We start from the raw sequence: 26,984 nt of genomic DNA on the forward strand, positions 1-26,984 counted from the left end.
CTGCATTCACTCTGGTGTGAAGAATTTACAAACTGTGATCTCCCCGCGAAATCAGCAAAGCTGGACATTCCAAGGTAACAAAATTGCTTTAAATGTTAATAATATTTTGCAATCAGGTTATCATAATTAAACAACTTCACTTGTCAGCGGCACCGCTTCGTTTTTAACATCGCTTATGGAAAAAAATAGTCTGTTTAGTCAGCGCATCCGTTTGCGCCACCTTCATACATTCGTAGCTGTCGCACAACAAGGAACTTTGGGGCGCGCGGCTGAAACCCTTAATCTGAGCCAACCTGCGCTCTCTAAGACACTGAATGAACTGGAGCAATTGACGGGCGCTCGCTTATTTGACCGTGGACGTCAGGGCGCACAACTTACCTTACCCGGCGAGCAATTTTTAACCCATGCAGTCAGAGTGCTTGACGCCATCAACACCGCTGGTCAGGCGCTTAATCGTAAAGAAGGACTTAACAATGATGTTGTAAGAGTTGGTGCATTACCTACTGCTGCGCTGGGGATCTTGCCTTCCGTTATCGGTCAGTTTCATCAACAACAAAAAGAGACCACTCTGCAAGTCGCCACCATGAGTAACACCATGATTCTGGCCGGATTAAAAACAGGAGAAATCGATATCGGTATTGGCCGGATGTCAGATCCTGAACTGATGACCGGGCTTAATTATGAATTGCTGTTTCTCGAATCACTGAAACTGGTTGTCCGGCCTAATCACCCACTCCTGCAGGAAAACGTGACGCTAAGTCGGGTACTGGAATGGCCTGTTGTCGTATCACCGGAAGGCACTGCACCACGCCAACATTCAGATGCGCTAGTACAGAGCCAGGGTTGTAAAATTCCTTCGGGTTGTATCGAAACGCTTTCAGCCTCTCTTTCACATCAGCTTACGGTTGAATATGACTATGTATGGTTTGTCCCTTCTGGCGCAGTAAAAGACGATCTGCGTCATGCCACGCTGGTGGCGCTGCCTGTTTCGGGACAGGGTGCTGGCGAACCTATTGGAATACTAACACGCGTAGATGCGACGCTCTCTTCCGGCTGTCAGCTAATGATTAACGCCATTCGGAAATCAATGCCGTTCTGAAAGGTAAAGGGATCTTGAGATCCCTCCTTTAATCTTTTCACGCCGTTACCAGACTAACTGAATCCCCCGCCACTCGTTGAGCTGCCGGCGCAGATTGTTTCGTCAGACGGAATACATCTACCGCTTCAGTTAATCGCGCCGCCTGCTCTTCAAGGGATACCGCCGCCGCAGAAGCCTCTTCCACCAGTGAGGCATTCTGTTGCGTCACTTTATCCATTTCAGAAATCGCCTGACTGACTTGCGTTATGCCCCTGCTTTGCTCATCCGACGCAGCAGCTATTTCCTGCATGATATGCGTGACGCTCGCCACAGCGTCCATTATGGCACTCATGGTTTTCCCTGCTGTCGTCACCTCATTAGCTCCTTGCCCAATTAATCTGACTGATTCACTGATCAGGCCTTCAATTTCTTTCGCTGCCTGAGCGCTACGGCTGGCGAGTGTACGCACTTCACTGGCAACGACAGCAAATCCGCGCCCTTGCTCACCGGCCCGCGCGGCTTCAACGGCTGCATTGAGCGCCAGAATATTTGTCTGGAAGGCAATACTGTTGATCACGGCGGTAATTTCGGAAATTTTCTTTGAACTGCTGGAGATATCCCCCATCGTTTTCACCACGCCGGAGACCGTCTGCCCACCATCGCTGGCTTTAATGGAAGCCTCTTGCGCCAGACGGCTTGCGTAGTGGGCATTATCCGCATTCTGTTTGACTGTCACAGTGAGTTGCTCCATGCTGGCAGCGGTTTGTTCAATCGCCGCGGCCTGTTCTTCAGTGCGCGAAGAAAGGTCGGCATTGCCAGCGGAAATTTCGCTGGTGCCGCGATAAATCTCCTCCGCCCCCTGACGTACCGTCCCGACAGTCATCACCAGCGAATGCTGCATTTGCTGCAAATGACGGCTTAAACGGCCAATTTCACTGCGCCCAGAAGGTTCGTCAGCCATTGTCAGATTGCCACTGGCAATTTGTTCAATGCGTTGCGCAGCATGCTGCAGAGGTCGAATCACTATCCGACGCAAAACCATAAAGGTCATCAGCGTCATGACCAGGGCAAGCACAAACGCACCAATCATAAACATCACCCCCAGTCGAGTGCGCTGATGCGCCTGCTCCGTCAGATGATTTGCTCTGGCGCTACGTATTTCAACAGCGTTGTTTAAAATCTGGCTATAAACATTATCCAGCGATCGGATCTGCTCACTTTCATGATTAATAATCGCTTCGAACATGCCATTTTTGGCATATTTCAACATGGGTTGCAGACCTGTTATATAAGCCTGAAAACGTTGATTTAATTCAGCATCCAGAACTTCATCATCACGTGTTTTCACACGGCGATTCTGGTAAGCGCGATAACCTTGCTGCGACTGTTTAATCTGCAATTCTGCTTGTGCAATATTTTTTTTCATCTCTTCCATTTCTGCGATCCGACTCGCCGCCCCGGCCTGAATCATATTGATTCGGGCTGAACGCAAAAAATCAGAGCTATTTGCTAACCCCGTGCGAATCTGGATCTCGGCGGTGACATCTCGCTGATCGCGGTCAGCCTGCCAGAGAAAATATCCAGCCAGGGCTGAACTCAAAGCAAAAAGAAATAATATGCCGCCAAGAATGCAGGCAAATAACGGAACCAATCTGATGTGATGTAAAAAGCCTGAGCGGTGTGAGGATGTTGTATTCATGACCGTGGTCTCTCTTCCAGGTTTACTCCCGATAGAGGGTCATCGGCAATTGACGGTAATTGCTTACTGCCAAAAACCTGTTCATATCACATTTTTACAACAATTATTGCGATGAGAGATTATTACCGCCGGAATGAAGAAACCGGGAATCAGAAGGACGAAGGCCCCGATCGATAATGCTATCAACCGAGGCCAACGAATGAACCACACAATTCGGATGTTAGCCTCTTACCCGCCATCCGGCAAAGAGAAAGGCTATGAAGCGCCCCCTGGTGGCGTGTCTGCTCATTATTTGTTTCACAATACTGGCATTCACACTCCTGACCCGACAAACGCTCTATGAACTGCGGTTCCGGGACGGTGAAAAGGAGGTGGCAGCCCTCATGGCCTGCACGTCCAGGTAAGGGCAGTCCAGGGAGTTTTCCCCGCGTATCTGGCTGGCAGGTTCATTTTCTCATGGCACCCCTTTTTACTTTTCAGTTAGTGCACGTTTTTTTCGATGCGCTGATAGAACCATCGTTACAGACAAATTTGCCGCCAGCAGTGCAGTGAGAGATCCCCCCTTTCGAACCGGAACAAGGTTTTCGCCCTGCATCAGCATAAAAAGACATCAGTAATCCTATCAGTAAAATAAATGACAACTTCTTCATATAACCTCCATGGTTTGCCGAATCTTATGTTCGGTACAAAAGTTATACGCCGGACAGTTTTTATTTCACTTAGGGAGATCAAAGATTGGATTGGAGGAAATTGAGTAACGCTCTTAATAGAAAGATAATTTGATTAAATATTGGCCAGGCAAACATATAAACACGAATTCTGGTTTTATTTGTCATACAAATAAATATAATAGGTGCTTCCGATGTAGACCCGTATTCTTCGCCTGTACCACGGGTCTGGTTTAGTACAGGCGTTTTCTTTTACTGTTGTCAGGAACGCTTACGCGGCATCATGCGCAGAAGCGTATTGTCCTTCCAGAAATAGTGGTGCGCCAATGCAGCAGCGGCATGCAACCCAATAACGAAATACCCCAGATTTGCCAGCGTTTCATGCCACGATTTTAAGGTATCTACCAGATCGAAATTGGCCTCTGATGCATGAGGCATCATCACACCAAACGCAAACCACGGATTGCCACGGTTATACATCATCACCATGCCAATTATCGGCAGTGCGATAAACAGCAAGTAAATGACCAGATGCCCGAGATGCGCAAGCCCCGTCATCATTGGCTTTGGTTTAGGCACAATTGGTGGCGTTGGATATTTCAGTCTTAGCACGAGACGAAGCACCATCAGTACGAAAATCGAAATGCCACAGGAAACATGGATCATGTTGATAACCGGTCGATCGGCTCGCGGGAAAAATCCACGAAACTCCATCGCACAGTAAGCTGCGATAACCAGTAAAAAGACCAGCCAGTGAATACCGATTTGTAACTTTGAGTATTTATTTTCCATAACATTTCCTGATTTAAAACAATTTATTGTTAACATAACCAGCTTTTCTCAAAATTTCATTAAATATTGTTCACCCATTTTCAGTAGGTTACGTTTCACTGCGAGAATGTAGATTGCTCATCCCACCATCCTGGTCTAAGCCTGGAAAGGATTAATTTTCACCCACGAGTTCCTGACAGGAGAAAACCATGAGTAAAGTTGGTATTAACGGTTTTGGTCGTATCGGTCGACTGGTATTGCGTCGATTACTGGAGGTCAAAAGCAATATAGATGTTGTCGCCATTAATGATCTCACATCCCCGAAAATTCTCGCCTACTTGCTAAAACACGATTCAAACTACGGCCCGTTCCCCTGGAGCGTTGATTTCACTGAAGATTCACTTATTGTCGATGGCAAAAGTATTGCGGTTTACGCCGAAAAAGAGGCGAAAAATATTCCGTGGAAAGCGAAAGGTGCAGAAATCATTGTTGAATGTACCGGCTTTTATACATCCGCAGAGAAATCGCAGGCACATCTGGATGCTGGCGCGAAGAAGGTGTTAATTTCCGCCCCTGCCGGTGAAATGAAAACCATCGTTTATAACGTCAATGACAACACGCTGGATGGCAACGACACCATTGTTTCCGTGGCGTCCTGCACCACCAACTGTCTTGCGCCGATGGCCAAAGCACTCCATGACAATTTTGGAATAGAAGTCGGCACGATGACGACGATTCATGCCTATACCGGCACCCAGTCACTGGTGGATGGTCCGCGTGGTAAAGATCTACGCGCTTCACGTGCGGCGGCAGAAAATATTATTCCCCATACAACGGGCGCAGCAAAAGCTATTGGTCTGGTGATCCCGGAACTGAGCGGTAAACTGAAAGGCCATGCACAGCGTGTACCGGTAAAAACGGGTTCTGTCACCGAGTTGGTGTCTATTCTCGGTAAAAAAGTGACTGCCGAAGAAGTGAACAATGCACTTAAAAAGGCGACAAACAATAACGAATCATTTGGTTATACCGATGAAGAAATAGTCTCTTCCGATATCATTGGTAGCCATTTTGGTTCGGTGTTTGATGCCACCCAAACGGAAATTACCGCCGTGGGCGATTTGCAACTGGTAAAAACAGTCGCCTGGTACGACAACGAATATGGCTTTGTCACCCAGCTTATTCGCACCCTGGAAAAATTCGCCAAACTCTGACAGATACAGGTGGAGGGAAATGCCTCCGCCTGTTTTACACATTACGACTGTAAATAAACGACCTGGGTTTGCAGGTATTCATGCAAACCATGTTTACCATCCGCACCGCCAATACCCGACTTACGCCATCCGGCGTGGAAACCTTGCATCGCTTCAAAGTTTTCACGATTGATGTAGGTTTCACCGAACTTCAACCCTTTGATGGCTTTCATCGCGACGTTCAGATTTTGAGTATAAATCGACGAGGTCAGGCCGTAATCGCTGTCGTTAGCCATGGCGATAGCGTGTTCCAGCGTATCGAAAGCGACAACAGGCAGCACCGGGCCAAAGGTTTCTTCGTGCATAATTGACATTTCCTGGCGAACATCCAGCAATATTGTCGGCGGATAATAGTACCCTTTCCCCGCTACCGCTTTGCCACCAAGCGCCACTCTCGCGCCCTCTTCTACAGCACGAGCCACTTTCTGCTCAACCTTTTCCAACGCCGCGGCGTTAATCAACGGCCCCATTGCAATGTCGTTGCGTTCAGAAGGATTGCCAAACTGCACCGCCTGCATCGCTTCACCAAGTCGGTTAACAAACTGATCATAAATGCCTTTCTGTACATAAACACGTTCAGCACAGTTGCACACTTGCCCACTATTAATGACTCGTGAATCAACGATGGCTTTGACTGCCAGTTCAATATCAGCGTCATCCATCACAATAGCGGGCGCTTTGCCGCCCAGTTCCAGACACACTTTGGTGATATTTTTCGCCGCAGTTGCCATGATTTTCTCCCCGGCGGCGACGCTGCCCGTCATACTGACCATTGCGACCTTCGGGTTACCCGCCAGTTCCTGACCCACTGTTTCACCGCGCCCCAGCACAAGGTTAAACACGCCGCGTGGAAGGCCAATTTCATCGACGATTTTGGCGAAAGCAATTGCGTTATTTGGTGTAAATTCGCTCGGTTTAATGACGATGGTATTGCCGGTGAGCAGAGCGGGTGCCATTTTGCGGGCAATCAGGAAGAACGGGAAATTCCACGGCAGAATACCGGTGGTCACGCCAAGCGCACGTTTAAAAAGAAGAATATTCTCTCCCGGGCGATCGCTTTGAATAATCTCACCCTCGTAGCGCCGCGCCCACTCCGCCATATAATCAATATAGTCCGCCGTGAAAGCCACTTCGACTTCAGCCAGTTGCTGGACTTTGCCCCCTTCCTCGACAATCAGTGCACTGATTTCACTGGCGCGTTCACGGATCCCGGCAGCGATTTTGCGTAACCAACTGGCGCGCTCAATGGCAGGCAATGCTTCCCATTCTGGTTGGGCACGTTCTGCAGCATCGATTGCCTTACGGGCATCCTCAGCCTGACCATCAGGAATACGGGAAATAACCGTCTCTGTTGCAGGGTTTACAACATCAATCCATGCATCTCCATGCCAGGTAACAAACTGTCCATCGATATACATAGGATGTTGAACGGGTACTGACATGGGCGACTCCTGTGATTATTGTGTTTTTATTTAGTGAATATATTGTTAATAAACATCAATCATTGCGGAAACGGCATCGTGGAAGGACGAATCTGTGAAGGGCTTCATAAAAACAGGTGTGAAAGGAATAAAAGGCAGAAGTAAAAGTAAAGAATCATGCCCGTTTGCCAACGGTTTTTCACAAACGGGCAATTTTTAACGTAGCGAACGACTTTCCATCGCTTCAATAAGTACAGCGTCGTGTTTCAGCGTCTGCCATGCCTGGGCGACTTCTGCAGGAAAATCAACGTGAACGATAAAATCACGTCCGCGGGGGCCATAACCGTCGCTATCATCACGCAAACGTGGTAGCTCACCAGTAAGTAGCGATAAATAACGTTCAACTGGCCATAATCCTTCCAGTTGATTAACAAATGTGACACTGTCTGCGTTATTCCCCACTTGTGGTACGAATCCTGGATAACTTAACCAGCGAGGTGCATCGGGATTATCAGCAGTAATACGGCGGAACGTCGCCATCGTGCGCCGCTGCATGGTGGGATCCTGCACAACGATAGCCGTGTGAATGCGCTCTGTGGCCTGATTCAATAACGCGACGCTGAAGCGGGCGTTTTCACCGCAGTTCGTTGACTGGTCTTCAATCCAGATTTTTTCATGGGGAATATGCCAGAACTGATGGGCAATATCTGCAAGGATGGTGGCTTCTGCCCTGCCCGTGGTACGAATGATGTTGTAATGTGGATGCTGTGCGACAGCACTATATAAAAAGGTTGTCGAGTGACCGATACCACCGCTGATCAGTAATGGAATTTGCTGATCGCGGGCAATCTTGCATGCAGCGTCGATAGTGGGAATAACAGCGTTACCTGCGAGGATCACGCAATCAGCCTGATACGGCATCTCACCAGAGAAATCATCCTGCGCCAGCCATCGACCAATAACGTTTATGGCATCTATAGTTGTCGCTGAAAGCGTCGGAAACGGGTTAATGTTCATGGTCCCTCCTTCTCGTTCCCTTAAGAATACTGCGTGAGATAATAATGAGAAGCGGAGCACTCTGAAAGGAAGACGTTGTATTTTCTCTATCCTCCTTCGTAAGCCTGATATTTGTTTTACTCATACTGTATTTGAGGAAAGACTGTTGATAAAAATTCAGCAAAATCGTTCAATGTTGCGATAGAGTGAATCCTTCAGATCTTATAAAAAAAAAACCGGCAGCACACGCTTACCGGGTTTTAGATTCATCAGCCAAATAACAGCCGTTAACCGCTAATCTGCTCCATCGCCTGCAAAATACGTTTATCCGATATCGGATACGGCGTACCAAGTTGTTGGGCGAAGTAACTGACGCGCAGTTCTTCAATCATCCAACGGATCTCTTTCACGTCTTCATCCTCACGACGCGCTGGCGGCAGTTTGTTGAACCATTGTTGCCATGCCTGCTGGACGTTTTCGACTTTCAGCATTTGGGCACGGTCGCGATGCGGATCAACCGCCAGTTTTTCCAGGCGTTTTTCAATCGCCTGCAAATAGCGCAGCGTATCGCCCAGCCGTTTGAAGCCGTTACTGGTGACAAAACCGCGATACACCAGACCGCCCATTTGTGCTTTGATGTCAGAAAGCCCCAGCGCCATCGTCATATCAACACGCCCTTTCAGACGTTTGTTGATGTTGAACACTGCCGTGAGGATTTGCTCGACCTGCTTCGCAATATCCACCACGGTATCGTTCAGTTCGGCACGCACTTTTTCATGTAGCGCAGTAAAACCCTCTTCCGTCCAGACCGGGCCACCGTTGGCGTCGATTAATTTATCCACACCGCAGGAGATACAGTCATCGATCAGCTCCAGCACTTTGCCATACGGGTTAAAGTACAGCCCCAGCTTGGCTTTATTCGGCAACTTCTCATGCAGATATTTGATCGGTGAAGGAATATTCAGCAACAGTAGACGGCGCAGACCGTTCCACATTGCTTGCTTCTGCTCCAGTGGATTATCAAACAATTTGATCGCCACGCTGTCACGTTCATCCACCAGCGCAGGCCACGCTTTCACTTTGTAATTGCCGCGCTTCTGCTCGTAGCTTTCCGGCAATTGACCAAAGCTCCAGATATGCAGGCCGCTCTGCTCGATACCGTCATCAGCGACCGCAGACAGTGTTTCCTGCACTTTGCCTTTCAGCGCCTCTTTCAGTTCCTGTAATGAGCGCCCTTCTTTCAACTTCTTGTTTTTGTCGTCCACCACGCGGAAAGTAATTTTCAGGTGATCGGGCACCTGATCCCAGTGCCAGTCTTCGCGGTCAACGGTAACGCCGGTCATGCGGCGCAATTCACGTTCAAGACTGTCGAGCAACGGTAGTTCCAGTGGCGTCACGCGGCCTAAAAACGCTTCGGCGTAGTTTGGCGCAGGCACAAAATTACGACGTACCGGTTTTGGCAGCGATTTAATCAGCGCAATCACCAGTTCACGACGTAATCCAGGAATTTGCCATTCAAAGCCGCGCTCTTCCACCTGGTTGAGCAACGGCAGCGGAATATGCACGGTCACGCCATCAGCGTCCGCACCTGGCTCAAACTGATAACTTAAACGCAGCTTGAGATTGCCCTGATGCCAGAAGTTCGGGTAATCCAGCTTGCTGATTTTTTCCGCACCTTCTTTGATCAACATGCTCTTTTCAAAGTTGAGCAAATCAGGCGTTTCGCGGCTAACCTTTTTCCACCAGTTGTCGAAGTGGCGCGAAGAGATCACATCATGGCTAATGCGCTGGTCGTAAAATTCAAACAGCGTCTCGTCATCTACCAGAATATCGCGACGACGTGATTTGTGTTCCAGCTCTTCCACTTCTGCCCGCAGTTTCAGGTTTTCACGGAAGAAAGCGTGACGTGTCTGCCAGTCACCTTCTACAAGTGCATGGCGGATAAAGAGTTCACGGCACAACGCAGGATCAATCTGGCTGTAGTTAACCTTACGCGCGGCGACAATCGGCAACCCATAAACGGTGACTTTTTCCGTCGCCATCACTGCGCCCTGCGCCCGTTCCCAGTGCGGTTCACTGTAGGTGCGTTTGATCAAATGTTGGGCAACCGGCTCTACCCATTCCGGATCGATGCGTGCCGCAATGCGCCCCCACAGGCGGCTGGTTTCTACCAGTTCCGCCACCATCACCCACTTTGGCGGCTTTTTGAATAAACCAGAACCAGGGAAGATAGAGAAACGCGCGTTACGTGCGCCGGTATATTCCTGTTTATCCGCATCTTTCATGCCGATATGTGAAAGCAAACCGGTCAGTAATGCGATATGAATTTCGCGATACTCCGCCGGTTCACTGTTTACCGGAATGCCGAGTTCTTTCACCACCTGGCGCAACTGAGTGTAGATGTCCTGCCATTCGCGCACGCGCAGATAGTTGAGATATTCAGTGCGGCACAAGCGACGGAAGGCGTTTGAAGAGAGCGCCTTTTGCTGCTCACCGAGATAATTCCACAAATTCACAAACGCCAGGAAGTCGGACTCTTTATCGTGGAAACGACGATGTTTTTCATCCGATGCCTGTTGTTTGTCCATCGGGCGTTCACGAGGGTCCTGAATGGAGAGCGCGGAAGTGATAATCATCGCTTCCCTTACACAGCCATGTTTCTGCGCTTCCAGCACCATGCGTGCCAGACGCGGGTCAACCGGTAACTGTGATAACTGACGACCAAGTGGTGTCAGTTTATATGCGGTTTGCTGTTCGTCGGTGGTGATTGCACCTAACTCCTCCAGCAGGCGCACACCATCCTGAATATTGCGTTTATCCGGCGCTTCAACAAACGGAAACGCAGCGATATCGCCCAGCCCCAGTGCGGTCATCTGTAAGATAACCGACGCCAGGTTGGTACGCAGAATTTCCGGATCGGTAAACTCCGGACGAGAAAGGAAATCGTCTTCCGAATAAAGACGAATACAGATCCCTTCTGATACGCGTCCGCAACGGCCTTTACGCTGATTGGCTGAAGCCTGCGAAATTGGCTCAATCGGTAGACGCTGCACTTTGGTGCGATAGCTGTAGCGGCTGATGCGCGCCGTACCTGGGTCGATCACGTATTTAATACCCGGCACAGTCAGCGAGGTTTCCGCGACGTTAGTCGCCAGCACAATGCGCCGCCCGCTGTGTGACTGGAAGACGCGATTTTGTTCGCTGTTTGAAAGCCGCGCATAAAGCGGCAATATTTCCGTATGGCGTAAGTTCAGCTTGTTCAGCGCATCGGCGGTATCGCGAATTTCCCGCTCGCCGCTCATAAAGATCAAAATGTCGCCGGGGCTTTCCTGGCTCAATTCGTCTACGGCATCGAAAATCGCCTGTAACTGGTCGCGCTCGGTATCATCCGCTTCTTCAACTATTGGTCGATAACGCACTTCTACCGGATAAGTTCGACCCGAAACTTCGATAATCGGCGCATTGTTAAAGTGGCGAGAGAAGCGTTCCGGATCGATGGTCGCGGAAGTGATGATGACTTTCAGATCCGGGCGACGTGGCAACAGCTCTTTCAAATAACCGAGCAGGAAATCAATGTTCAGGCTGCGTTCGTGCGCTTCGTCAATGATGATGGTGTCGTACTGCATCAGCAGGCGATCCTGCTGGATTTCCGCCAGCAGAATACCGTCGGTCATCAGCTTGACCATCGTGTTATCACTGACGTGATCGCTGAAACGGACTTTATAACCGATGCAACCACCCGGTTCGGTCTGCAACTCTTCCGCAATACGGTTCGCCACGGTACGGGCTGCCAGTCGACGAGGCTGGGTATGGCCAATCAGCCCTTTAATCCCGCGCCCCAGTTCCATACAGATTTTCGGCAACTGCGTCGTTTTACCGGAACCTGTTTCTCCGGCGACAATCACCACCTGGTGGTCACGGATCGCTTCGAGAATGTCCTGTTTTTTCTGGCTAACCGGCAAATTGTCCGGATAAGTAATCTCCGGACGCGCCGCTTCACGTAGCAGGACTTTCCCTGCCGCCTGGTCAATTTCTTTTGCCATCTCCTGGAAAATGGCCTGTTGTGCATCAGGATTTTTAACCTTCTTCACCCCATGCAGACGGCGGGAAAAACGCAGTCTGTCACGCAGCATTAACGAATCCAACCGCTGCTGTAAGGCGTTAAAGGTCAATTTTTGTTGTTCTGTCATAACGTTAAAGGGCAGCGTTGTGCCTGATTAATTTTCTTTTAAATGATAGATATAGAGTACCACATCGCGGCTTTTTATGTGTTGTTCAATAAATTCGAACATAGACTTCGATATATTGCGCTATCTCTGTGGCAGGATTGTGAATAAAGTGTCAACAAGCAACAGGGCATCGCCCATTCAAACATCTATAAGGAAACACCATGAGCAAGGTATTAGTTCTTAAATCCAGCATCCTGGCAGGGTACTCTCAGTCTGGTCAGTTGTCTGATTATTTTGTTGAACAATGGCGTGAAAAGCACACTGCTGATGAAATCACCGTCCGCGACCTGGCTGCAAATCCGGTTCCGGTGCTGGATGGCGAACTGGTTGGTGCTCTGCGTCCGAGTGACGCGCCGCTGACTCCGCGCCAGCAGGAAGCCCTGACACTGTCTGATGAACTGATTGCCGAGTTGAAAGCGCATGACGTTATCGTGATTGCCGCACCGATGTACAACTTCAACATCTCTACTCAGTTGAAAAACTATTTTGACCTGGTTGCGCGTGCAGGCGTTACTTTCCGCTACACCGAGAACGGTCCTGAAGGTCTGGTAACCGGTAAAAAAGCCATTGTTATTACCAGCCGTGGCGGTATCCATAAGGATGGGCCTACAGACCTGGTGACCCCGTATCTTTCTACGTTCCTTGGCTTTATCGGCATTACTGACGTGAACTTTGTCTTTGCTGAAGGTATCGCTTACGGGCCGGAAATGGCAGCAAAAGCGCAGGCAGACGCTAAAGCGGCAATTGACGCAATTGTTGCAGCATAAGTTTTAAGAAGCCTACCGCGAGTGCGGGAGGCTTTTTTACTTAACTCGCCTTTTTCGCAATACTGTCCAGCGTTGCCAACACATCATCAGGTAGCGCTAATTCCCCCACTGCCATATTCTCCCGTAAATGCGCAACGGAAGACGTTCCCGGGATCAGCAAAATATTCGGTGAACGTTGCAACAGCCACGCCAGCGCCACCTGCATCGGTGTCGCATTAAGACTTGCTGCGACATCAGAGAGCGTGGAGGATTGCAGTGGCGTAAAGCCCCCGAGCGGGAAGAACGGCACATATGCAATGCCATCGCGAGCCAAAGAATCAATTAATTCGTCATCCGCACGATGGGCAATGTTGTATTCGTTTTGCACGCAAACAATTTCTGTAATCTTGCGCGCCTCTGCAACCTGCGTTGGTGTTACGTTGCTCAGGCCAATATGTTTTACCAGCCCTTGTTGTTGCATCTCAGCCAGCACGATCAGGCTGGCTTCAATCGACCCTTCCGCCGGGCCATGTCCATCGTCAGGCATCACCCGCAGGTTCACCACATCCAGCACGTCCACCCCCAGATTTCGCAGGTTATCGTGCACCGCTTTTTTCAGTTCTGCTGGAGAGAATGCCGGCAACCAGGAGGCGTCCTCACCGCGGCGAGCGCCAATTTTGGTGACGATAGTCAGGTCATCGGAATAAGGATGTAACGCTTCGCGGATAATCTGATTGGTAACGTGTGGACCATAAAAGTCGCTGGTATCAATGTGATTGACGCCCAATGCCAGTGCCTCACGCAGCACGGTAATCGCGACATGGCGATCTTTCGGTGGGCCGAATACACCAGGTCCTGCCAGTTGCATCGCGCCGTAACCGAGACGGTTAACGGATTTTGTACCGAGAGTAAATGTGTTGCTGCTCATAACACCCTGCCCTGTAATAAAGCGGATTAAGAAAAATCAGTATAGAAATGAACGGAAAGTGAATAAATGACTATTGAATGCGGATGCGTAAAAACGAGCGCCAACAAGCAAAAACAGCGCCGCAATCAATCTGGCGGAGGTCTGTAGGTATAATTTGTACCGTTTTGAACGGTAACTGATCTTTCTGAATACGAAATTAATTACCGCTGCTTTACGTTTTTTATTTTTGCAGCCATTTCCCATTAATCCCCTGCACATATTCTCCCGGTTTAGCGCGAGCGACCAGTTTCTGCCCTGCCAGTTTTGCAATCTCCTCAGTTGAGACATTATTTTGTCTGGCCAGTTGCTGATAACTCAGCGCACGAGCTTTATTAATATCGTTTACCAATGCCTGCGTTTCGTCATCCGTTTTCAGTGCCATCAGATAACCATTAAATGTTTCGCCTACCCGCCCCTGACTTCTGGCTTCATTCAGGGTTAACGCCATCGCACTGCTGCTCATCAGGCAAACAGTCCACACCATTATCAGTAATGCTCTTTTCATCATTACCTCAAAAAAGATCGCTACGGGTTTTGAGCAAGTCTTCAACGTCCTTATCTGCTTTGATGATGATCTCATGCTCAATTTTAACGTTCATATTAATGGTGATTGGCTCTTTCGGCGCAGCCACTTCAATGCGCGGCGTGCAACCAAGCAACATAAAAGAGGACGCGAACGCGGTTATCATTATTTTCATTATTTTTCCTCACACTCATTTCCTGATGGGCAACCCGTTTTCGGGAGTCGGGCATTCTGTTCCAGCCACGCCTGGAGATTATCGCCAAAGCGTAAGCTGCGCCATAACGTAAAAATATTCTCTTCGTGGCTGTAATTAAGATTCACCGTGCCCGTTTTACCATCAACCCGGCTATTACCGCTGATCGTTGCCTGCATGGTTAACACACCGAGATTATCCAGATTAATTTTTGTCGATGAACGGCTAATTTCCATATAGCGCAACCAGTTGATTGCAGTCCCTGCGGTCATATTGTCTTTTGCTACTGCATCCGCCGTGTCTTTATCCAGGCGCAAGGTCATGGGGCCTGCGTTTGCCAGCCAGCCATCTTTCACAATCCATTTTTCATTATTAAGCCATAGCGGCAATGCCCCACTGAATGCCCCTGACATAGCGAATTGCTTTGGATTGATGGCGCTAACCAGTTCACTGGAAGAGAGATTATTCAGCCGTAACAGCGCCGGATCGTGCTGCGGCATACGTAATTGTTTCATTAGCACGTTACCACCTAAAACATCAACACTCACATCAGTCAGTAGCAAGGGTTCGTATTCGGTCCACGGATAACGCCCCTGAAGATCGGCAGTAATATTTTTTGCCGTCACCAGGTTAACCACTTCAGCAATACGTAATGACACAGGTCGCCGCGTTCCCAGGTGCCACGCACCGTCGGCAAAACGGAACGGTAGTACAAAGTCGACACCGTTGACCTGGTTATCTGGCATCCACGCGCTGCCACCTTTCAACACGCCATGCCCCCCTGCACGGAAGCCCTGCTCAGGCGCGGCAGAAAACGCCACCTGGGCATACAGTTCACCATCGCGTAGATTCATCTTCCAGTCTGGCGGGATCAGCGGCTGGAATACGGTCAGCGATTGTTTAGGCCACCAGGCATTGCCGCGCAGGCGAATACCGTCCCAGCGGCCATTCACCCGTACCGGGCCAATCTCACCAGCATGTAAATCCCCTTTGAAGAGGAAATACGTCGGATCGCGTCCATCGACACTAAATTTTAAGGTTGATGGCGGTAACACACTACCGCCTGTGAAAAGCGTTTGTCCTGCATCCAGCGAAAGCGCACCACTAAAAGACGGATTCTGGGCGTCACGCACCCAGATAACGGGTTTATCAAGAATTAAGCGCGGCGTTTCTACTGTCATCGTGCCATATTGCAACTGATCGAACCCGGTCGAGAGGTCGGTAAGCGTAATCGTGCTGTTATGCCACTCACCTTTTCCTGCGACATCCCAGGTGGCATTCATCGGGGTAAAACTGCCTTTGCCCCAGTAACGCCACTGCCAACGCCCTGCATCCGGGAGAAAATCATTCGCCTGACCATCCATATGCAGCACAAAGTCGCCCAGTTCATTTTCATGGGCCTGCAAAATGGCCTGCAAGCGACCGTCAACACCACGTTGAGTGACTTTTACCCCCGCTAAAGGCCAGCGAATTTCATCGATGTCCAGTGAATCGATGATTCTTCCCTTTGAACGTAATAACGCGCCTGGTTCAAAGGCCAGCGTTGGGTCAGTCAGACTTCCGCTTAGCTGTGCCGGTAAGCGGGCATACAGAATGAGATCAGCCTGTTTTGCTTCACCGGTCAGTTGCAGTGGCATCTGACTGTTATCCATGCTCAATTTTCCTGGGCCAAAATTAAGCACCGCATTGCCTTTCCCTGCTTGCCCCTGGGTCAGCACACTCAGGCGTCCACTGACCAACGCGTTCTCAAGCCCGGCCTGCCAGTTCTCGACTTTAACACCCAATCGCCCACTCAGGGGAAAACCTTCATACGGCCAGCTCCAGCGACCATCGCTGACCGTCAATTGCTGACGGGTAATTTGCCACGGCAAATCGAGCAATGGATCGCCGTTATCCCGTGTCATCACAAGCAATTGCCCGCTATTTTCCTGCCACTCCAGTTCAGCATCCACCAGTGACGGTTCCTGTGGCAAGTTCAAGGTCGCGGTAGCATGGCCACTGACAGGAAGCCCATCCGGCACCAGCGGCATGGTAAATTCCCCTACCAGTTTTACCGGCGGCTGATTTTCAAACGCGGCGACATCCAGTTCGCTGACTGTAAGTTGTTGCCCTTTAAGCTGGCCTTGAAATTTAACTTTTTCGCCCTGATAACGCAGTTGCTGGATATCAGAGGTCAACGAGAGAGAGAGTTTTCCCTGCCATTCCTGCCAGGGCGAAAGGATCAGTTTATCAATATTGATCCAGGTGTTAGGCAGCATGGATTGCCACTGCGCAAGGGTTTTCGGCGCTGCCGGAGAGGGCTCTTCCTGTGGCAATTTTGCCAGGCAAGCAGAGTCAAGCTCCACTGTGCCAACGTTCAATAACCAGCGGCTGGGATGTGAAAGGCTGGCGTTGGTGATATGCGCCAACTGGCAATCCGCCACCAGATAACGGAGATCGGGAATAATTAAACCTTTACGCGTGATGCGCGGGCTTTCATCTAATGCAATGCGTGTACCGAGCGGCAGCCAGATACCCGCCAGCGTAGGAACCCACAGCCCGAGCGTCATCAGCAGCGTTAAGGGCACAAGAATAATCAGTAATAACAGCGCGAGAACGGCTTTATATTTACCCAACATGGGTAGTTAATATCCTGATTTAGCGAAAAATTAAGCATTCAATACCGGTATTGTGGCATGTTTAACCGTTCAGTTGAAGGTTGCGCCTACACTAAGCATAGTTGTTGATGGATTTTTCAATATCACCACAGCTTTCAATTATATTTTAATTTTTGTAAAATATTTTTAGTAGCTTAAACGTGATTCAACATCACTGGAGAAAGTCTTATGAAACTCGCCGTATATAGCACAAAACAGTACGACAAGAAGTACCTGCAACAGGTGAACGAGTCCTTTGGCTTTGAGCTGGAATTTTTTGACTTTCTGCTGACAGAAAAAACCGCCAAAACCGCCAATGGCTGCGAAGCGGTATGTATTTTCGTAAATGATGACGGCAGCCGCCCGGTGCTGGAAGAACTGAAAAAGCACGGCGTTAAATATATCGCCCTGCGCTGTGCCGGTTTCAACAACGTTGACCTCGACGCGGCAAAAGAGCTGGGGCTGAAAGTAGTCCGTGTTCCAGCCTACGATCCGGAAGCCGTCGCTGAACACGCTATCGGTATGATGATGACGTTGAACCGCCGTATTCACCGCGCGTATCAGCGTACCCGTGACGCCAACTTCTCTCTGGAAGGCCTGACTGGCTTTACCATGTATGGCAAAACGGCAGGTGTTATCGGCACCGGTAAAATCGGCGTAGCGATGCTGCGTATTCTGAAAGGTTTCGGTATGCGTCTGCTGGCGTTCGATCCATACCCAAGTGCGGCGGCGCTGGAGCTCGGCGTGGAATATGTCGATCTGCCGACCCTGTTCTCTGAATCAGACGTTATCTCCCTGCACTGCCCGCTGACGCCGGAGAACTACCACCTGCTGAATGAGGCGGCGTTTGATCAGATGAAAAACGGCGTAATGATCGTCAACACCAGTCGTGGCGCATTGATTGATTCCCAGGCGGCAATTGAAGCGCTGAAAAACCAGAAAATTGGCTCGCTGGGGATGGACGTGTATGAGAACGAACGCGATCTGTTCTTTGAAGATAAATCCAACGATGTGATTCAGGATGACGTGTTCCGTCGTCTGTCTGCCTGCCATAACGTACTGTTTACCGGGCACCAGGCTTTCCTGACGGCAGAAGCTCTGACCAGTATTTCCCAGACTACGCTGCAAAACTTGAGCAATCTGGAAAAAGGCGAATCCTGCCCGAACGAACTGGTTTAAACATGCAGCTCCCCTGCAAATCAGGGGAGCTTATTCAGATAATCCCCAAAGATCTTTCATCCGCTATTCTTACAATAAGTTCTGTTGAACGGATAAGACGCCCCAGCGTTGCATCCGGCAATCAGCACCTGATTTATACCTTAAGTTGAGAACTAAAATGAAGAAAGTTGCCGCGCTAGTCGCACTAAGCCTGCTGATGGCGGGATGTGTAAGTAATGACAAAATTGCTGTAACGCCAGAACAGTTACAGCATCACCGGTTTGTACTGGAAAGTGTTAACGGTCAACCTGTTGCCAGCGATAAAAACCCGCCAGAAATCAGCTTTGGGGAAAAGATGATGATTTCCGGCAACATGTGTAACCGCTTTAGCGGAGAGGGTAAACTTTCGGGCGGAGAACTGAAAGTTAAAGGACTGGCAATGACCCGCATGATGTGTGCCAACCCACAGCTTAACGAACTCGATCACACCATCAGCGAAATGCTGAAAGAAGGTGCGCAGGTAGATCTGACCGCCAACCAGTTGACGCTGGCAACCGCGAAACAGACATTAACTTATAAACTGGCAGATTTGGTCAATTAGTAGCTGCCACAGCGTCCGGCGGCAAGCGACTGTTCGCTGCAGCGTTTGCCGTTAGGTAATGCACACATCCCAATAGCCGTTCCGTCAAGTTGACGGGCAACGGATAGCGAACCACCAATCATTGCGCAATTTGCTTCACCGCTACTGGACATGGACGCTTTTAAACCAGGCGCCACATGCGCCGCGGTTGCCTGCTGAACAGGTTCACTACTACACGCAGACAACAATAAAGCGGCACACCCTACCCACAACGCTGCTCGCATCTTTACTTCCTCTAATCTTTAAGCCAAACGACACCGCCCTAAATAATAGGCAGCCCAGGCGGTTACGTCGAGAACTACTATGTGTGTTGCAACGCATTGTTACTTTTTTATCGCTATTTTTTGCCCGGTGCTTGATCGAAACATTCATTATGCGGATATGGGGGACACAAAAGCGAAAATGCAACAGAAAGCCATTTGCTAAAATTGAGAGATAACTACTGGGCGCGCAGCTTTTTCGTGTGCCCCTCATTTGCGCAATGTAAGGGTGTCGTATGATCACAATTGACGGTAATGGCGCGGTAGCTTCGGTGGCATTTCGCACCAGTGAAGTTATCGCCATCTACCCTATTACCCCGAGTTCCACGATGGCAGAACAGGCTGATGCCTGGGCCGGAAACGGCTTGAAAAACGTGTGGGGAGATACACCTCGCGTAGTTGAAATGCAGTCCGAAGCTGGTGCTATCGCGACTGTGCATGGCGCTTTGCAAACGGGCGCACTCTCTACATCGTTTACATCATCGCAGGGTTTGTTGCTGATGATTCCGACATTGTACAAACTGGCGGGCGAACTGACACCGTTTGTACTGCATGTGGCGGCGCGAACCGTCGCTACTCATGCGCTCTCTATTTTTGGCGATCATTCAGATGTGATGGCGGTGCGCCAGACCGGTTGCGCCATGTTGTGTGCGGCAAACGTTCAGGAAGCGCAAGATTTCGCCCTCATTTCGCAAATCGCGACACTAAAAAGCCGTGTGCCATTTATTCATTTCTTTGATGGTTTCCGTACTTCCCACGAGATCAACAAAATCGTTCCACTGGCCGACGACACTATTCTTGAACTGATACCGCAGGCAGAAATTGATGCTCATCGCGCCCGTGCGCTGAATCCGGAACATCCGGTGATCCGCGGTACATCCGCCAATCCTGACACTTACTTCCAGTCTCGTGAAGCAACTAACCCATGGTACAACGCAGTTTACGACCATGTTGAACAGGCAATGAATGATTTCGCCGCCGCTACGGGTCGTCAGTATCAGCCTTTTGAGTATTACGGTCATCCACAGGCAGAACGGGTGATAATCCTGATGGGTTCTGCTATTGGCACCTGTGAAGAAGTGGTAGACGAATTGCTGACCCGTGGCGAAAAAGTTGGGGTGCTGAAAGTTCGACTATATCGTCCGTTTTCCGCCAAACACTTACTACAAGCACTACCGGAGTCCGTACGCAGCGTAGCGGTGTTGGATCGCACCAAAGAGCCGGGTGCCCAGGCAGAACCACTCTATTTGGATGTGATGACCGCGCTGGCAGAAGCCTTTAATAATGGCGAGCGTGAGGCATTGCCTCGCGTCATTGGTGGGCGCTATGGTCTGTCTTCCAAAGAGTTTGGCCCGGACTGTGTGCTGGCAGTATTTGCCGAACTTAACACAGCCAAACCAAAACCACGATTTACCGTGGGTATTTATGATGATGTGACCAATCTGTCACTGCCATTGCCAGAAAATACCCTGCCAAACTCCGCGAAGCTGGAAGCCCTGTTTTACGGTCTGGGCAGTGACGGCAGCGTTTCCGCGACCAAAAACAATATCAAGATTATCGGTAATTCCACCCCGTGGTATGCACAGGGGTATTTTGTATACGATTCCAAAAAGGCCGGTGGTCTGACAGTTTCTCACCTGCGTGTGAGCGAGCATCCAATTCGATCCGCGTATCTGATTTCACAAGCTGACTTTGTTGGCTGCCACCAGTTGCAGTTTATCGACAAATATCAGATGGCAGAACGCCTGAAACCTGGCGGTATTTTCCTGCTTAATACTCCGTACAGTGCCGAAGAAGTCTGGTCGCGGCTGCCGCAAGAAGTTCAGGCGGTGTTGAATCAGAAGAAAGCTCGCTTTTATGTGATTAATGCAGCGAAAATTGCCCGTGAATGTGGACTGGCAGCGCGCATTAACACCGTAATGCAGATGGCCTTTTTCCACCTGACGCAAATTCTGCCTGGCGACAGTGCCCTGGCTGAATTGCAGGGCGCAATTGCCAAAAGCTACAGCAGCAAAGGTCAGGATCTGGTGGAACGCAACTGGCAGGCACTGGCGCTGGCGCGTGAATCCGTGGAAGAAGTCCCGTTGCAACCGGTAAATCCGCACAGTGCGAATCGGCCACCGGTGGTTTCCGATGCAGCGCCTGATTTCGTTAAAACCGTCACCGCTGCAATGCTCGCCGGACTTGGCGATGCCCTCCCCGTTTCGGCGCTACCACCAGACGGCACATGGCCAATGGGCACAACGCGTTGGGAAAAACGCAATATTGCCGAAGAGATCCCCATCTGGAAAGAGGAACTCTGTACCCAATGTAACCACTGTGTCGCCGCCTGCCCACACTCCGCTATTCGCGCAAAAGTGGTTCCGCCGGAAGCAATGGAAAACGCCCCTGCCAGCCTGCATTCGCTGGATGTGAAATCGCGCGATATGCGCGGGCAGAAATATGTGTTGCAGGTCGCACCGGAAGATTGCACCGGCTGTAATCTGTGCGTTGAAGTTTGCCCGGCGAAAGACCGTCAGGATCCTGATATCAAAGCCATCAATATGATGTCGCGTCTGGAGCATGTGGAAGAAGAGAAAATCAATTATGACTTCTTCCTCAACTTACCAGAAATCGACCGCAGTAAACTGGAACGTATTGATATTCGTACATCGCAATTGATCACACCGCTGTTTGAATATTCTGGTGCTTGTTCCGGTTGTGGCGAGACGCCGTATATCAAATTGCTTACTCAGCTCTATGGCGATCGAATGTTGATCGCTAACGCCACCGGATGTTCGTCGATTTATGGCGGTAACCTGCCATCCACACCGTATACCACTGATGCAAACGGTCGTGGTCCGGCCTGGGCGAACTCACTGTTTGAAGATAATGCCGAATTTGGCCTGGGCTTCCGCCTGACGGTCGATCAGCATCGTGTCCGTGTTTTGCGTCTGCTGGATCAGTTTGCCGATAAAATCCCGGCGGAGTTACTGGCAGCGTTGAAATCAGATGCCACGCCAGAGGTTCGTCGCGAACAGGTTGCCGCGTTGCGCCAGCAACTAAAGGATATCGCTGAAGCTCATGAACTGCTGCGCGACGCTGATGCGCTGGTGGAAAAATCAATATGGCTGATTGGTGGCGACGGCTGGGCTTACGATATCGGCTTCGGTGGTTTGGATCATGTATTAAGTCTGACGGAAAACGTCAACATTCTGGTACTGGATACGCAATGCTATTCCAATACCGGCGGTCAGGCGTCGAAAGCAACCCCTCTTGGTGCAGTAACGAAGTTTGGTGAACACGGCAAACGCAAAGCGCGTAAAGACCTCGGCGTCAGTATGATGATGTACGGTCATGTTTATGTGGCGCAGATTTCTCTCGGTGCGCAACTGAACCAGACAGTGAAAGCGATTCAGGAAGCGGAAGCGTATCCAGGGCCGTCACTGATCATTGCTTACAGTCCATGTGAAGAGCACGGTTATGACCTGGCATTGAGTCACGACCAGATGCGCCAACTCACCGCAACCGGCTTCTGGCCGCTGTATCGCTTTGATCCACGTCGTGCCGATGAAGGCAAACTGCCACTGGCGCTGGATTCACGTCCACCATCAGAGGCTCTGGAAGAAACATTGCTCCATGAACAACGTTTCCGCCGTCTGAATTCGCAACAGCCAGAAGTGGCGAAACAGTTATGGAAAGATGCCGCAGCCGATCTGCAAAAACGCTATGATTTCCTCGCGCAAATGGCGGGGAAAACGGATAAAAGTGGCACCGAGTAGAGTAACAGGGTAAGGATTATCCTGAACAAAAAAAAGCCCGAATGAAAGTTCGGGCTTGTCTTTTTATTTGTTGGGAAATAAGTAATCGTAGCAATGCCCCAACAGAAAATAATATCTGTGACAATAAAGGCATATAACCCGCGCAGAATAACGCATCACTTTTTAAATGTATAATTTTTATTTTATATATATCACCACTAAAACATTCATCAAACTTATTGTCATTTCTCAAGAATTATTTGATTAAGGTTTTACTTAAGACGTAACAAATGACACTTATCGGCTAATGGAACTTTTCCTTTAGGATGTTTTCACTTCCCGAACAGGGAAAGAAAGGCAAATAAAATAACTAAAGGATTTTTTCAATGAAAAGCAAAGTACTGGCACTCTTAATTCCTGCCCTGCTCTCCGCAGGAGCTGCTCATGCGGCAGAAATTTATAATAAAGACGGCAATAAATTGGATCTTTATGGCAAAGTTGATGGTCTACATTATTTTTCTGATAGTTCAGCGAAAGATGGCGATCAGAGCTATGCACGTCTTGGTTTTAAAGGCGAAACACAAATTAACGATCAACTCACTGGTTATGGTCAGTGGGAATACAATATTCAGGCAAACAATACTGAATCCTCAAAAAATCAATCCTGGACTCGTCTGGCATTCGCCGGGTTGAAATTTGCTGATTACGGTTCTTTCGATTACGGACGTAATTACGGCGTAATGTACGATATAGAAGGCTGGACCGATATGCTGCCAGAATTTGGCGGTGACTCCTACACGAATGCGGACAACTTTATGACCGGTCGTGCTAATGGCGTAGCAACTTATCGTAATTCTGATTTCTTCGGTCTGGTTAATGGACTGAACTTCGCTTTGCAATATCAGGGTAACAACGAAGGCGCGAGCAATGGTCAGGAAGGTACGAATAACGGACGTGATGTTCGTCATGAAAATGGCGACGGCTGGGGTCTTTCCACAACCTACGATTTAGGTATGGGCTTTAGTGCGGGTGCAGCATACACCTCCTCAGACCGCACCAATGATCAGGTTAATCATACTGTGGCGGGTGGCGATAAAGCCGATGCGTGGACTGCCGGGTTAAAATATGATGCTAACAACATCTACCTGGCAACTATGTATTCCGAAACACGTAATATGACGCCATTTGGCAACAGTGATTACGCCGTTGCGAACAAGACCCAGAACTTTGAAGTCACCGCCCAATATCAGTTTGACTTTGGCCTGCGTCCGGCAGTGTCTTTCCTGATGTCTAAAGGGCGTGACCTGAACGCTGCTGGTGGTGTTGATAATCCAGCCGGTGTTGACGATAAAGATCTGGTCAAATACGCAGATGTTGGCGCGACATATTATTTCAACAAAAATATGTCAACCTATGTTGACTATAAAATTAACCTGTTGGATGAAGATGACAGCTTCTACGCTGCCAACGGTATCTCTACCGATGATATTGTCGCTTTAGGTCTGGTTTATCAGTTCTAATCCTGCCTGCCCGCCTCTCTGGCGGGCTTTTTCTACTTATTGAATCCTGCTTAATCTAAATTAAAAATGTGAACTCCGTCATTACACAAAAAGTGTCATCTGGCGTTACACTTTATGCGGATACTAAAACAGGAGGTTTTATGAACAGAACGATTCTTGTCCCTATCGATATTTCCGACTCAGAATTAACTCAACGCGTGATTAGTCACGTTGAAGCCGAGGCAAAAATTGATGATGCAGAGGTTCATTTCCTGACGGTAATACCTTCGCTGCCCTACTATGCCTCTCTGGGTTTAGCGTATTCCGCAGAGTTACCGGCAATGGATGACCTGAAAGCGGAAGCCAAATCGCAACTGGAAGAAGTCATTAAAAAATTCAAACTGCCGACTGACAGAGTGCATATCCATGTTGAAGAAGGTTCGCCAAAAGACCGCATTCTGGAAATGGCGAAAAAGATCCCTGCTCATATGATCATCATTGCCTCCCATCGACCGGATATTACCACCTACCTGCTCGGCTCTAACGCCGCTGCCGTAGTACGTCATGCAGAGTGTTCAGTGCTGGTCGTGCGCTAATAACTAACGCCCGCACGTCGCTGCGGGCTTTTTGATTCATTTCGCAAATGTGCTGACATTTTCCCCTCTAATCCGTACCATACACGCCACTGTTTTTATATCAGACTTCTGCTGTCGGATATCCCGGCATGATGCATACTCTTCTGATGCCATATAATGAATTGAGCTACTATTAAATGTTGCAAAATCAAGAAATTAGTAAGAAAGAACAATACAACCTGAACAAGTAAGGGCAAAAATCACAACTATCTGACTCATAAGTGTTTTACTTATTTTTCAATGTGTTAAACATCATCAGCGAGAACAATAAACTACGATAATCCACTCTTTTTTTGCCCCTTTTTTGCCCCTTTTGCAGCGTTTTGCCCCATTTTTGCCACCGAAAAAATTCTAAGAATTCTCATTCTGTGGCCTGTGAGTTGGCCCATGATTTCTTTCCCAGAGAATCAGTTCCGGCTGTAAATCCACTAACGGAATTTCACCAGCCAACCACAATACATTCTCGCATACAGCGTAGCGTGGTTCTCTTTACGATTTAAAGCTGTGCTGGTGAATTATGAGCAATTCGAATCCATGCATAACGTGTGGTGCCTGTTGTGCATTTTTCCTCGTCTCTTTTACCGGGCTGAAATCGATGATGCTGGCTGTACCATCCCCGTTAGGTTCACAGAGCACATATCCCCTTATCTCCGAAGCATAAGCGGTACGAATCAGGGAAACCCAAGATGTATTGCCCTGGCCAACCGCTCTAGGAAAAAACGCTTACTTCACAATATATAAAAATCGCTCATCTTCATGCAGTGAATTCGCGATGCCTGGTCTGAATGGAGAAGTAAAGGAGGAGTGAGATCGAGCCAGAGCCAAGCTGGACTTCCCCCAATTTAAACCCTTTTTCAGCCTGAAACAAAGTTACATGACTTCGCATCAAAATAGTACGCTCTAACAAAAAATGTCAGATGTCTGCAGGCTTGTTAGTTCGGCTAAAAAATCTAAATCGAGTTCAACATGACATGACCAACAACGCAATAAAAGATATCGGATTCACCGCAAATAGGTACAATCGAAGTCTGCTCTTCCCCTACATATGCCATACACAGAGCATAATTTCACACTAATTATCAGTATGAATACTGACCGCCTCAAATGGCTCTGTGACATACATCACAAATAATAACACATTAAAAATTTCACTCAAAATTCACTATATACACCTTAAATTAGCAGGCATATTAATAACCAGCAAACCATTCAAAAGTCATCTTTACAGAAAAAGATAATTTCAGCATCTATAACAAATGGTATACTGATTTAGAATAAGTTACCCTGAGACATATTTATTGATACACATGAATAAATATGCATTTTTTTAGGTGGCAGCATGACTACTCGTACAGTACCTGTAAGTTTAAAAATATTTTCCATTATATTTATCTTTGTTTCATTTTTTCTCATGCAGTTACATGAGAAAAATTGGCTATACCTTACACAAACAACCCAAACCAACTATATTATCTTTATTGTAGGCCTGTTTTTTATAAACCTTATGATTTGTATATTTATGTTTTTATACTATACATCTCATCAAAAACAAATTTGCCTGCTGATTCTAGCCATTGCATTCCTGAACAATCTCTATTATTTTGTAGAGACAATAATTATTGTGCAAACACCAATATCTTCTGAATCCTTAATAATCCAGAAGGCAAATGACGTCGCAATATTTTACTTTTTCCGTCAAATAAGCTTTGTGTTAATTTCCTGTGTTGCTATTTTTTCAAGCCATTCAAAAGAAATTTACACTTGTGCAAATAGAAAAAATACATTCACAATACTATTTGCCATACTAATTCTTATTTTCATATCATTTACAGCCAAAATATTAAGTAGCGCGAATGAAAGCTACTCTATTAATAT

22 protein-coding genes are annotated in these 26,984 nt (G+C 48.5%); 11 read left to right on the forward strand and 11 right to left on the reverse strand.

Annotated features, from left to right (window positions below):
• The first annotated feature begins 175 nt into the window (after positions 1 to 175).
• On the forward strand, positions 176 to 1,099 hold the full coding sequence (locus A9587_RS18975; protein ID WP_105263692.1) for a LysR substrate-binding domain-containing protein: 924 nt from the start codon (positions 176 to 178) through the stop codon (positions 1,097 to 1,099).
• 37 nt (positions 1,100 to 1,136) lie between these two features.
• Here A9587_RS18975 and A9587_RS18980 read toward each other — a convergent pair whose 3' ends face one another.
• Complete coding sequence (locus tag A9587_RS18980; RefSeq protein ID WP_105263693.1) at positions 1,137 to 2,777, reverse strand: methyl-accepting chemotaxis protein; 1,641 nt, start codon at positions 2,775 to 2,777, stop codon at positions 1,137 to 1,139.
• A gap of 199 nt (positions 2,778 to 2,976) precedes the next feature.
• On the opposite strand from A9587_RS18980, the gene A9587_RS25130 reads away from it, so the two are divergent.
• The gene (locus tag A9587_RS25130; RefSeq protein WP_228929205.1) at positions 2,977 to 3,120 is read left to right on the forward strand and encodes a hypothetical protein; all 144 of its coding nucleotides are present in this window, start codon (positions 2,977 to 2,979) and stop codon (positions 3,118 to 3,120) included.
• Complete coding sequence (locus A9587_RS18985) at positions 3,068 to 3,181, forward strand: Hok/Gef family protein (RefSeq protein ID WP_236942003.1); 114 nt, start codon at positions 3,068 to 3,070, stop codon at positions 3,179 to 3,181. Before A9587_RS25130 ends, A9587_RS18985 begins: the two co-directional genes overlap by 53 nt.
• Before the next feature lie 72 nt (positions 3,182 to 3,253).
• Here A9587_RS18985 and A9587_RS18990 read toward each other — a convergent pair whose 3' ends face one another.
• Both A9587_RS18990 and cybB read right to left on the reverse strand, forming a co-directional pair.
• On the reverse strand, positions 3,254 to 3,427 hold the full coding sequence (locus A9587_RS18990; protein ID WP_000736410.1) for a hypothetical protein: 174 nt from the start codon (positions 3,425 to 3,427) through the stop codon (positions 3,254 to 3,256).
• Between the two features lie 279 nt (positions 3,428 to 3,706).
• A complete protein-coding gene (gene cybB / locus A9587_RS18995; protein ID WP_000428995.1) occupies positions 3,707 to 4,237 on the reverse strand; it encodes a cytochrome b561 in 531 nt (176 codons plus the stop codon).
• Positions 4,238 to 4,425: 188 nt separating this feature from the next.
• Here cybB and gap point away from each other — a divergent pair, with 188 nt between their 5' ends.
• On the forward strand, positions 4,426 to 5,427 hold the full coding sequence (gene gap / locus A9587_RS19000; protein ID WP_000048676.1) for a type I glyceraldehyde-3-phosphate dehydrogenase: 1,002 nt from the start codon (positions 4,426 to 4,428) through the stop codon (positions 5,425 to 5,427).
• 41 nt (positions 5,428 to 5,468) lie between these two features.
• Here the strand turns inward: gap and aldA are convergent, their stop codons facing one another.
• The 3 genes from aldA to hrpA form a co-directional block, all read right to left on the reverse strand.
• Positions 5,469 to 6,908 (reverse strand): aldehyde dehydrogenase, encoded by a 1,440-nt coding sequence (gene aldA, locus A9587_RS19005; RefSeq protein ID WP_001516431.1) that lies wholly within the window; start codon positions 6,906 to 6,908, stop codon positions 5,469 to 5,471.
• A 195-nt stretch (positions 6,909 to 7,103) separates the two neighbouring features.
• On the reverse strand, positions 7,104 to 7,904 hold the full coding sequence (gene ydcF, locus A9587_RS19010; protein ID WP_105263694.1) for a DUF218 domain-containing protein YdcF: 801 nt from the start codon (positions 7,902 to 7,904) through the stop codon (positions 7,104 to 7,106).
• A 266-nt stretch (positions 7,905 to 8,170) separates the two neighbouring features.
• The gene (hrpA, locus tag A9587_RS19015) at positions 8,171 to 12,073 is read right to left on the reverse strand and encodes an ATP-dependent RNA helicase HrpA (RefSeq protein WP_105263695.1); all 3,903 of its coding nucleotides are present in this window, start codon (positions 12,071 to 12,073) and stop codon (positions 8,171 to 8,173) included.
• 200 nt (positions 12,074 to 12,273) lie between these two features.
• Between hrpA and azoR the strand changes: the two genes are divergently transcribed.
• The gene (gene azoR, locus A9587_RS19020; protein WP_105263696.1) at positions 12,274 to 12,879 is read left to right on the forward strand and encodes an FMN-dependent NADH-azoreductase; all 606 of its coding nucleotides are present in this window, start codon (positions 12,274 to 12,276) and stop codon (positions 12,877 to 12,879) included.
• A 40-nt stretch (positions 12,880 to 12,919) separates the two neighbouring features.
• Here azoR and A9587_RS19025 read toward each other — a convergent pair whose 3' ends face one another.
• The 4 genes from A9587_RS19025 to A9587_RS19045 all read right to left on the reverse strand — a co-directional run bounded on the left by A9587_RS19025 (position 12,920) and on the right by A9587_RS19045 (position 17,159).
• The gene (locus tag A9587_RS19025) at positions 12,920 to 13,786 is read right to left on the reverse strand and encodes an aldo/keto reductase family oxidoreductase (protein ID WP_085448971.1); all 867 of its coding nucleotides are present in this window, start codon (positions 13,784 to 13,786) and stop codon (positions 12,920 to 12,922) included.
• A gap of 220 nt (positions 13,787 to 14,006) precedes the next feature.
• A complete protein-coding gene (locus A9587_RS19035) occupies positions 14,007 to 14,330 on the reverse strand; it encodes a YdbL family protein (protein WP_001516435.1) in 324 nt (107 codons plus the stop codon).
• 7 nt (positions 14,331 to 14,337) lie between these two features.
• Entirely contained in the window at positions 14,338 to 14,523 is a 186-nt protein-coding gene (locus A9587_RS19040; protein ID WP_000699961.1) for a YnbE family lipoprotein, read from the reverse strand.
• Positions 14,523 to 17,159, reverse strand: coding sequence for a YdbH family protein (locus A9587_RS19045; RefSeq protein ID WP_105263697.1), 2,637 nt, complete (start codon positions 17,157 to 17,159; stop codon positions 14,523 to 14,525). Before A9587_RS19045 ends, A9587_RS19040 begins: the two co-directional genes overlap by 1 nt.
• Positions 17,160 to 17,366: 207 nt before the next feature.
• Here A9587_RS19045 and ldhA point away from each other — a divergent pair, with 207 nt between their 5' ends.
• Complete coding sequence (ldhA, locus tag A9587_RS19050; protein WP_000762228.1) at positions 17,367 to 18,356, forward strand: D-lactate dehydrogenase; 990 nt, start codon at positions 17,367 to 17,369, stop codon at positions 18,354 to 18,356.
• Between the two features lie 157 nt (positions 18,357 to 18,513).
• Positions 18,514 to 18,936 (forward strand): heat shock protein HslJ, encoded by a 423-nt coding sequence (gene hslJ, locus A9587_RS19055; protein WP_001516437.1) that lies wholly within the window; start codon positions 18,514 to 18,516, stop codon positions 18,934 to 18,936.
• Here hslJ and A9587_RS19060 read toward each other — a convergent pair.
• A complete protein-coding gene (locus A9587_RS19060; RefSeq protein ID WP_105263698.1) occupies positions 18,933 to 19,199 on the reverse strand; it encodes a putative hemolysin in 267 nt (88 codons plus the stop codon). The genes hslJ and A9587_RS19060 overlap by 4 nt on opposite strands.
• A 272-nt stretch (positions 19,200 to 19,471) precedes the next feature.
• On the opposite strand from A9587_RS19060, the gene nifJ reads away from it, so the two are divergent.
• From nifJ to A9587_RS19080, 4 genes are all read left to right on the forward strand, one after another.
• Entirely contained in the window at positions 19,472 to 22,996 is a 3,525-nt protein-coding gene (nifJ, locus tag A9587_RS19065) for a pyruvate:ferredoxin (flavodoxin) oxidoreductase (protein WP_105263699.1), read from the forward strand.
• Positions 22,997 to 23,361: 365 nt separating this feature from the next.
• Positions 23,362 to 24,495 (forward strand): porin OmpN, encoded by a 1,134-nt coding sequence (gene ompN, locus A9587_RS19070; protein ID WP_000837952.1) that lies wholly within the window; start codon positions 23,362 to 23,364, stop codon positions 24,493 to 24,495.
• A 140-nt stretch (positions 24,496 to 24,635) separates the two neighbouring features.
• Positions 24,636 to 25,070, forward strand: coding sequence for a universal stress protein UspF (gene uspF / locus A9587_RS19075; protein WP_010376343.1), 435 nt, complete (start codon positions 24,636 to 24,638; stop codon positions 25,068 to 25,070).
• Between the two features lie 1,378 nt (positions 25,071 to 26,448).
• On the forward strand, positions 26,449 to 26,984 hold a 536-nt coding region (locus tag A9587_RS19080; protein ID WP_172955458.1), incomplete at its 3' end, for an MASE4 domain-containing protein.

Origin of the sequence: Escherichia sp. MOD1-EC6162 (assembly GCF_002965125.1) — a bacterium.
Classification (GTDB): domain Bacteria; phylum Pseudomonadota; class Gammaproteobacteria; order Enterobacterales; family Enterobacteriaceae; genus Escherichia; species Escherichia marmotae.

Coding starts and splice junctions, on each gene's coding strand:
- A9587_RS18990 (WP_000736410.1), bottom strand. CDS start 3,427: ATGAAGAAGTTGTCATTTATTTTACTGATAGGATTACTGATGTCTTTT.
- ompN (WP_000837952.1), top strand. CDS start 23,362: ATGAAAAGCAAAGTACTGGCACTCTTAATTCCTGCCCTGCTCTCCGCA.
- A9587_RS19040 (WP_000699961.1), bottom strand. CDS start 14,523: ATGAAAATAATGATAACCGCGTTCGCGTCCTCTTTTATGTTGCTTGGT.
- A9587_RS19035 (WP_001516435.1), bottom strand. CDS start 14,330: ATGAAAAGAGCATTACTGATAATGGTGTGGACTGTTTGCCTGATGAGC.
- A9587_RS19025 (WP_085448971.1), bottom strand. CDS start 13,786: ATGAGCAGCAACACATTTACTCTCGGTACAAAATCCGTTAACCGTCTC.
- A9587_RS25130 (WP_228929205.1), top strand. CDS start 2,977: ATGAACCACACAATTCGGATGTTAGCCTCTTACCCGCCATCCGGCAAA.
- A9587_RS19060 (WP_105263698.1), bottom strand. CDS start 19,199: ATGCGAGCAGCGTTGTGGGTAGGGTGTGCCGCTTTATTGTTGTCTGCG.
- hrpA (WP_105263695.1), bottom strand. CDS start 12,073: ATGACAGAACAACAAAAATTGACCTTTAACGCCTTACAGCAGCGGTTG.
- gap (WP_000048676.1), top strand. CDS start 4,426: ATGAGTAAAGTTGGTATTAACGGTTTTGGTCGTATCGGTCGACTGGTA.
- A9587_RS19045 (WP_105263697.1), bottom strand. CDS start 17,159: ATGTTGGGTAAATATAAAGCCGTTCTCGCGCTGTTATTACTGATTATT.
- cybB (WP_000428995.1), bottom strand. CDS start 4,237: ATGGAAAATAAATACTCAAAGTTACAAATCGGTATTCACTGGCTGGTC.
- ydcF (WP_105263694.1), bottom strand. CDS start 7,904: ATGAACATTAACCCGTTTCCGACGCTTTCAGCGACAACTATAGATGCC.
- A9587_RS18975 (WP_105263692.1), top strand. CDS start 176: ATGGAAAAAAATAGTCTGTTTAGTCAGCGCATCCGTTTGCGCCACCTT.
- aldA (WP_001516431.1), bottom strand. CDS start 6,908: ATGTCAGTACCCGTTCAACATCCTATGTATATCGATGGACAGTTTGTT.
- azoR (WP_105263696.1), top strand. CDS start 12,274: ATGAGCAAGGTATTAGTTCTTAAATCCAGCATCCTGGCAGGGTACTCT.
- ldhA (WP_000762228.1), top strand. CDS start 17,367: ATGAAACTCGCCGTATATAGCACAAAACAGTACGACAAGAAGTACCTG.
- uspF (WP_010376343.1), top strand. CDS start 24,636: ATGAACAGAACGATTCTTGTCCCTATCGATATTTCCGACTCAGAATTA.
- A9587_RS18980 (WP_105263693.1), bottom strand. CDS start 2,777: ATGAATACAACATCCTCACACCGCTCAGGCTTTTTACATCACATCAGA.
- nifJ (WP_105263699.1), top strand. CDS start 19,472: ATGATCACAATTGACGGTAATGGCGCGGTAGCTTCGGTGGCATTTCGC.
- hslJ (WP_001516437.1), top strand. CDS start 18,514: ATGAAGAAAGTTGCCGCGCTAGTCGCACTAAGCCTGCTGATGGCGGGA.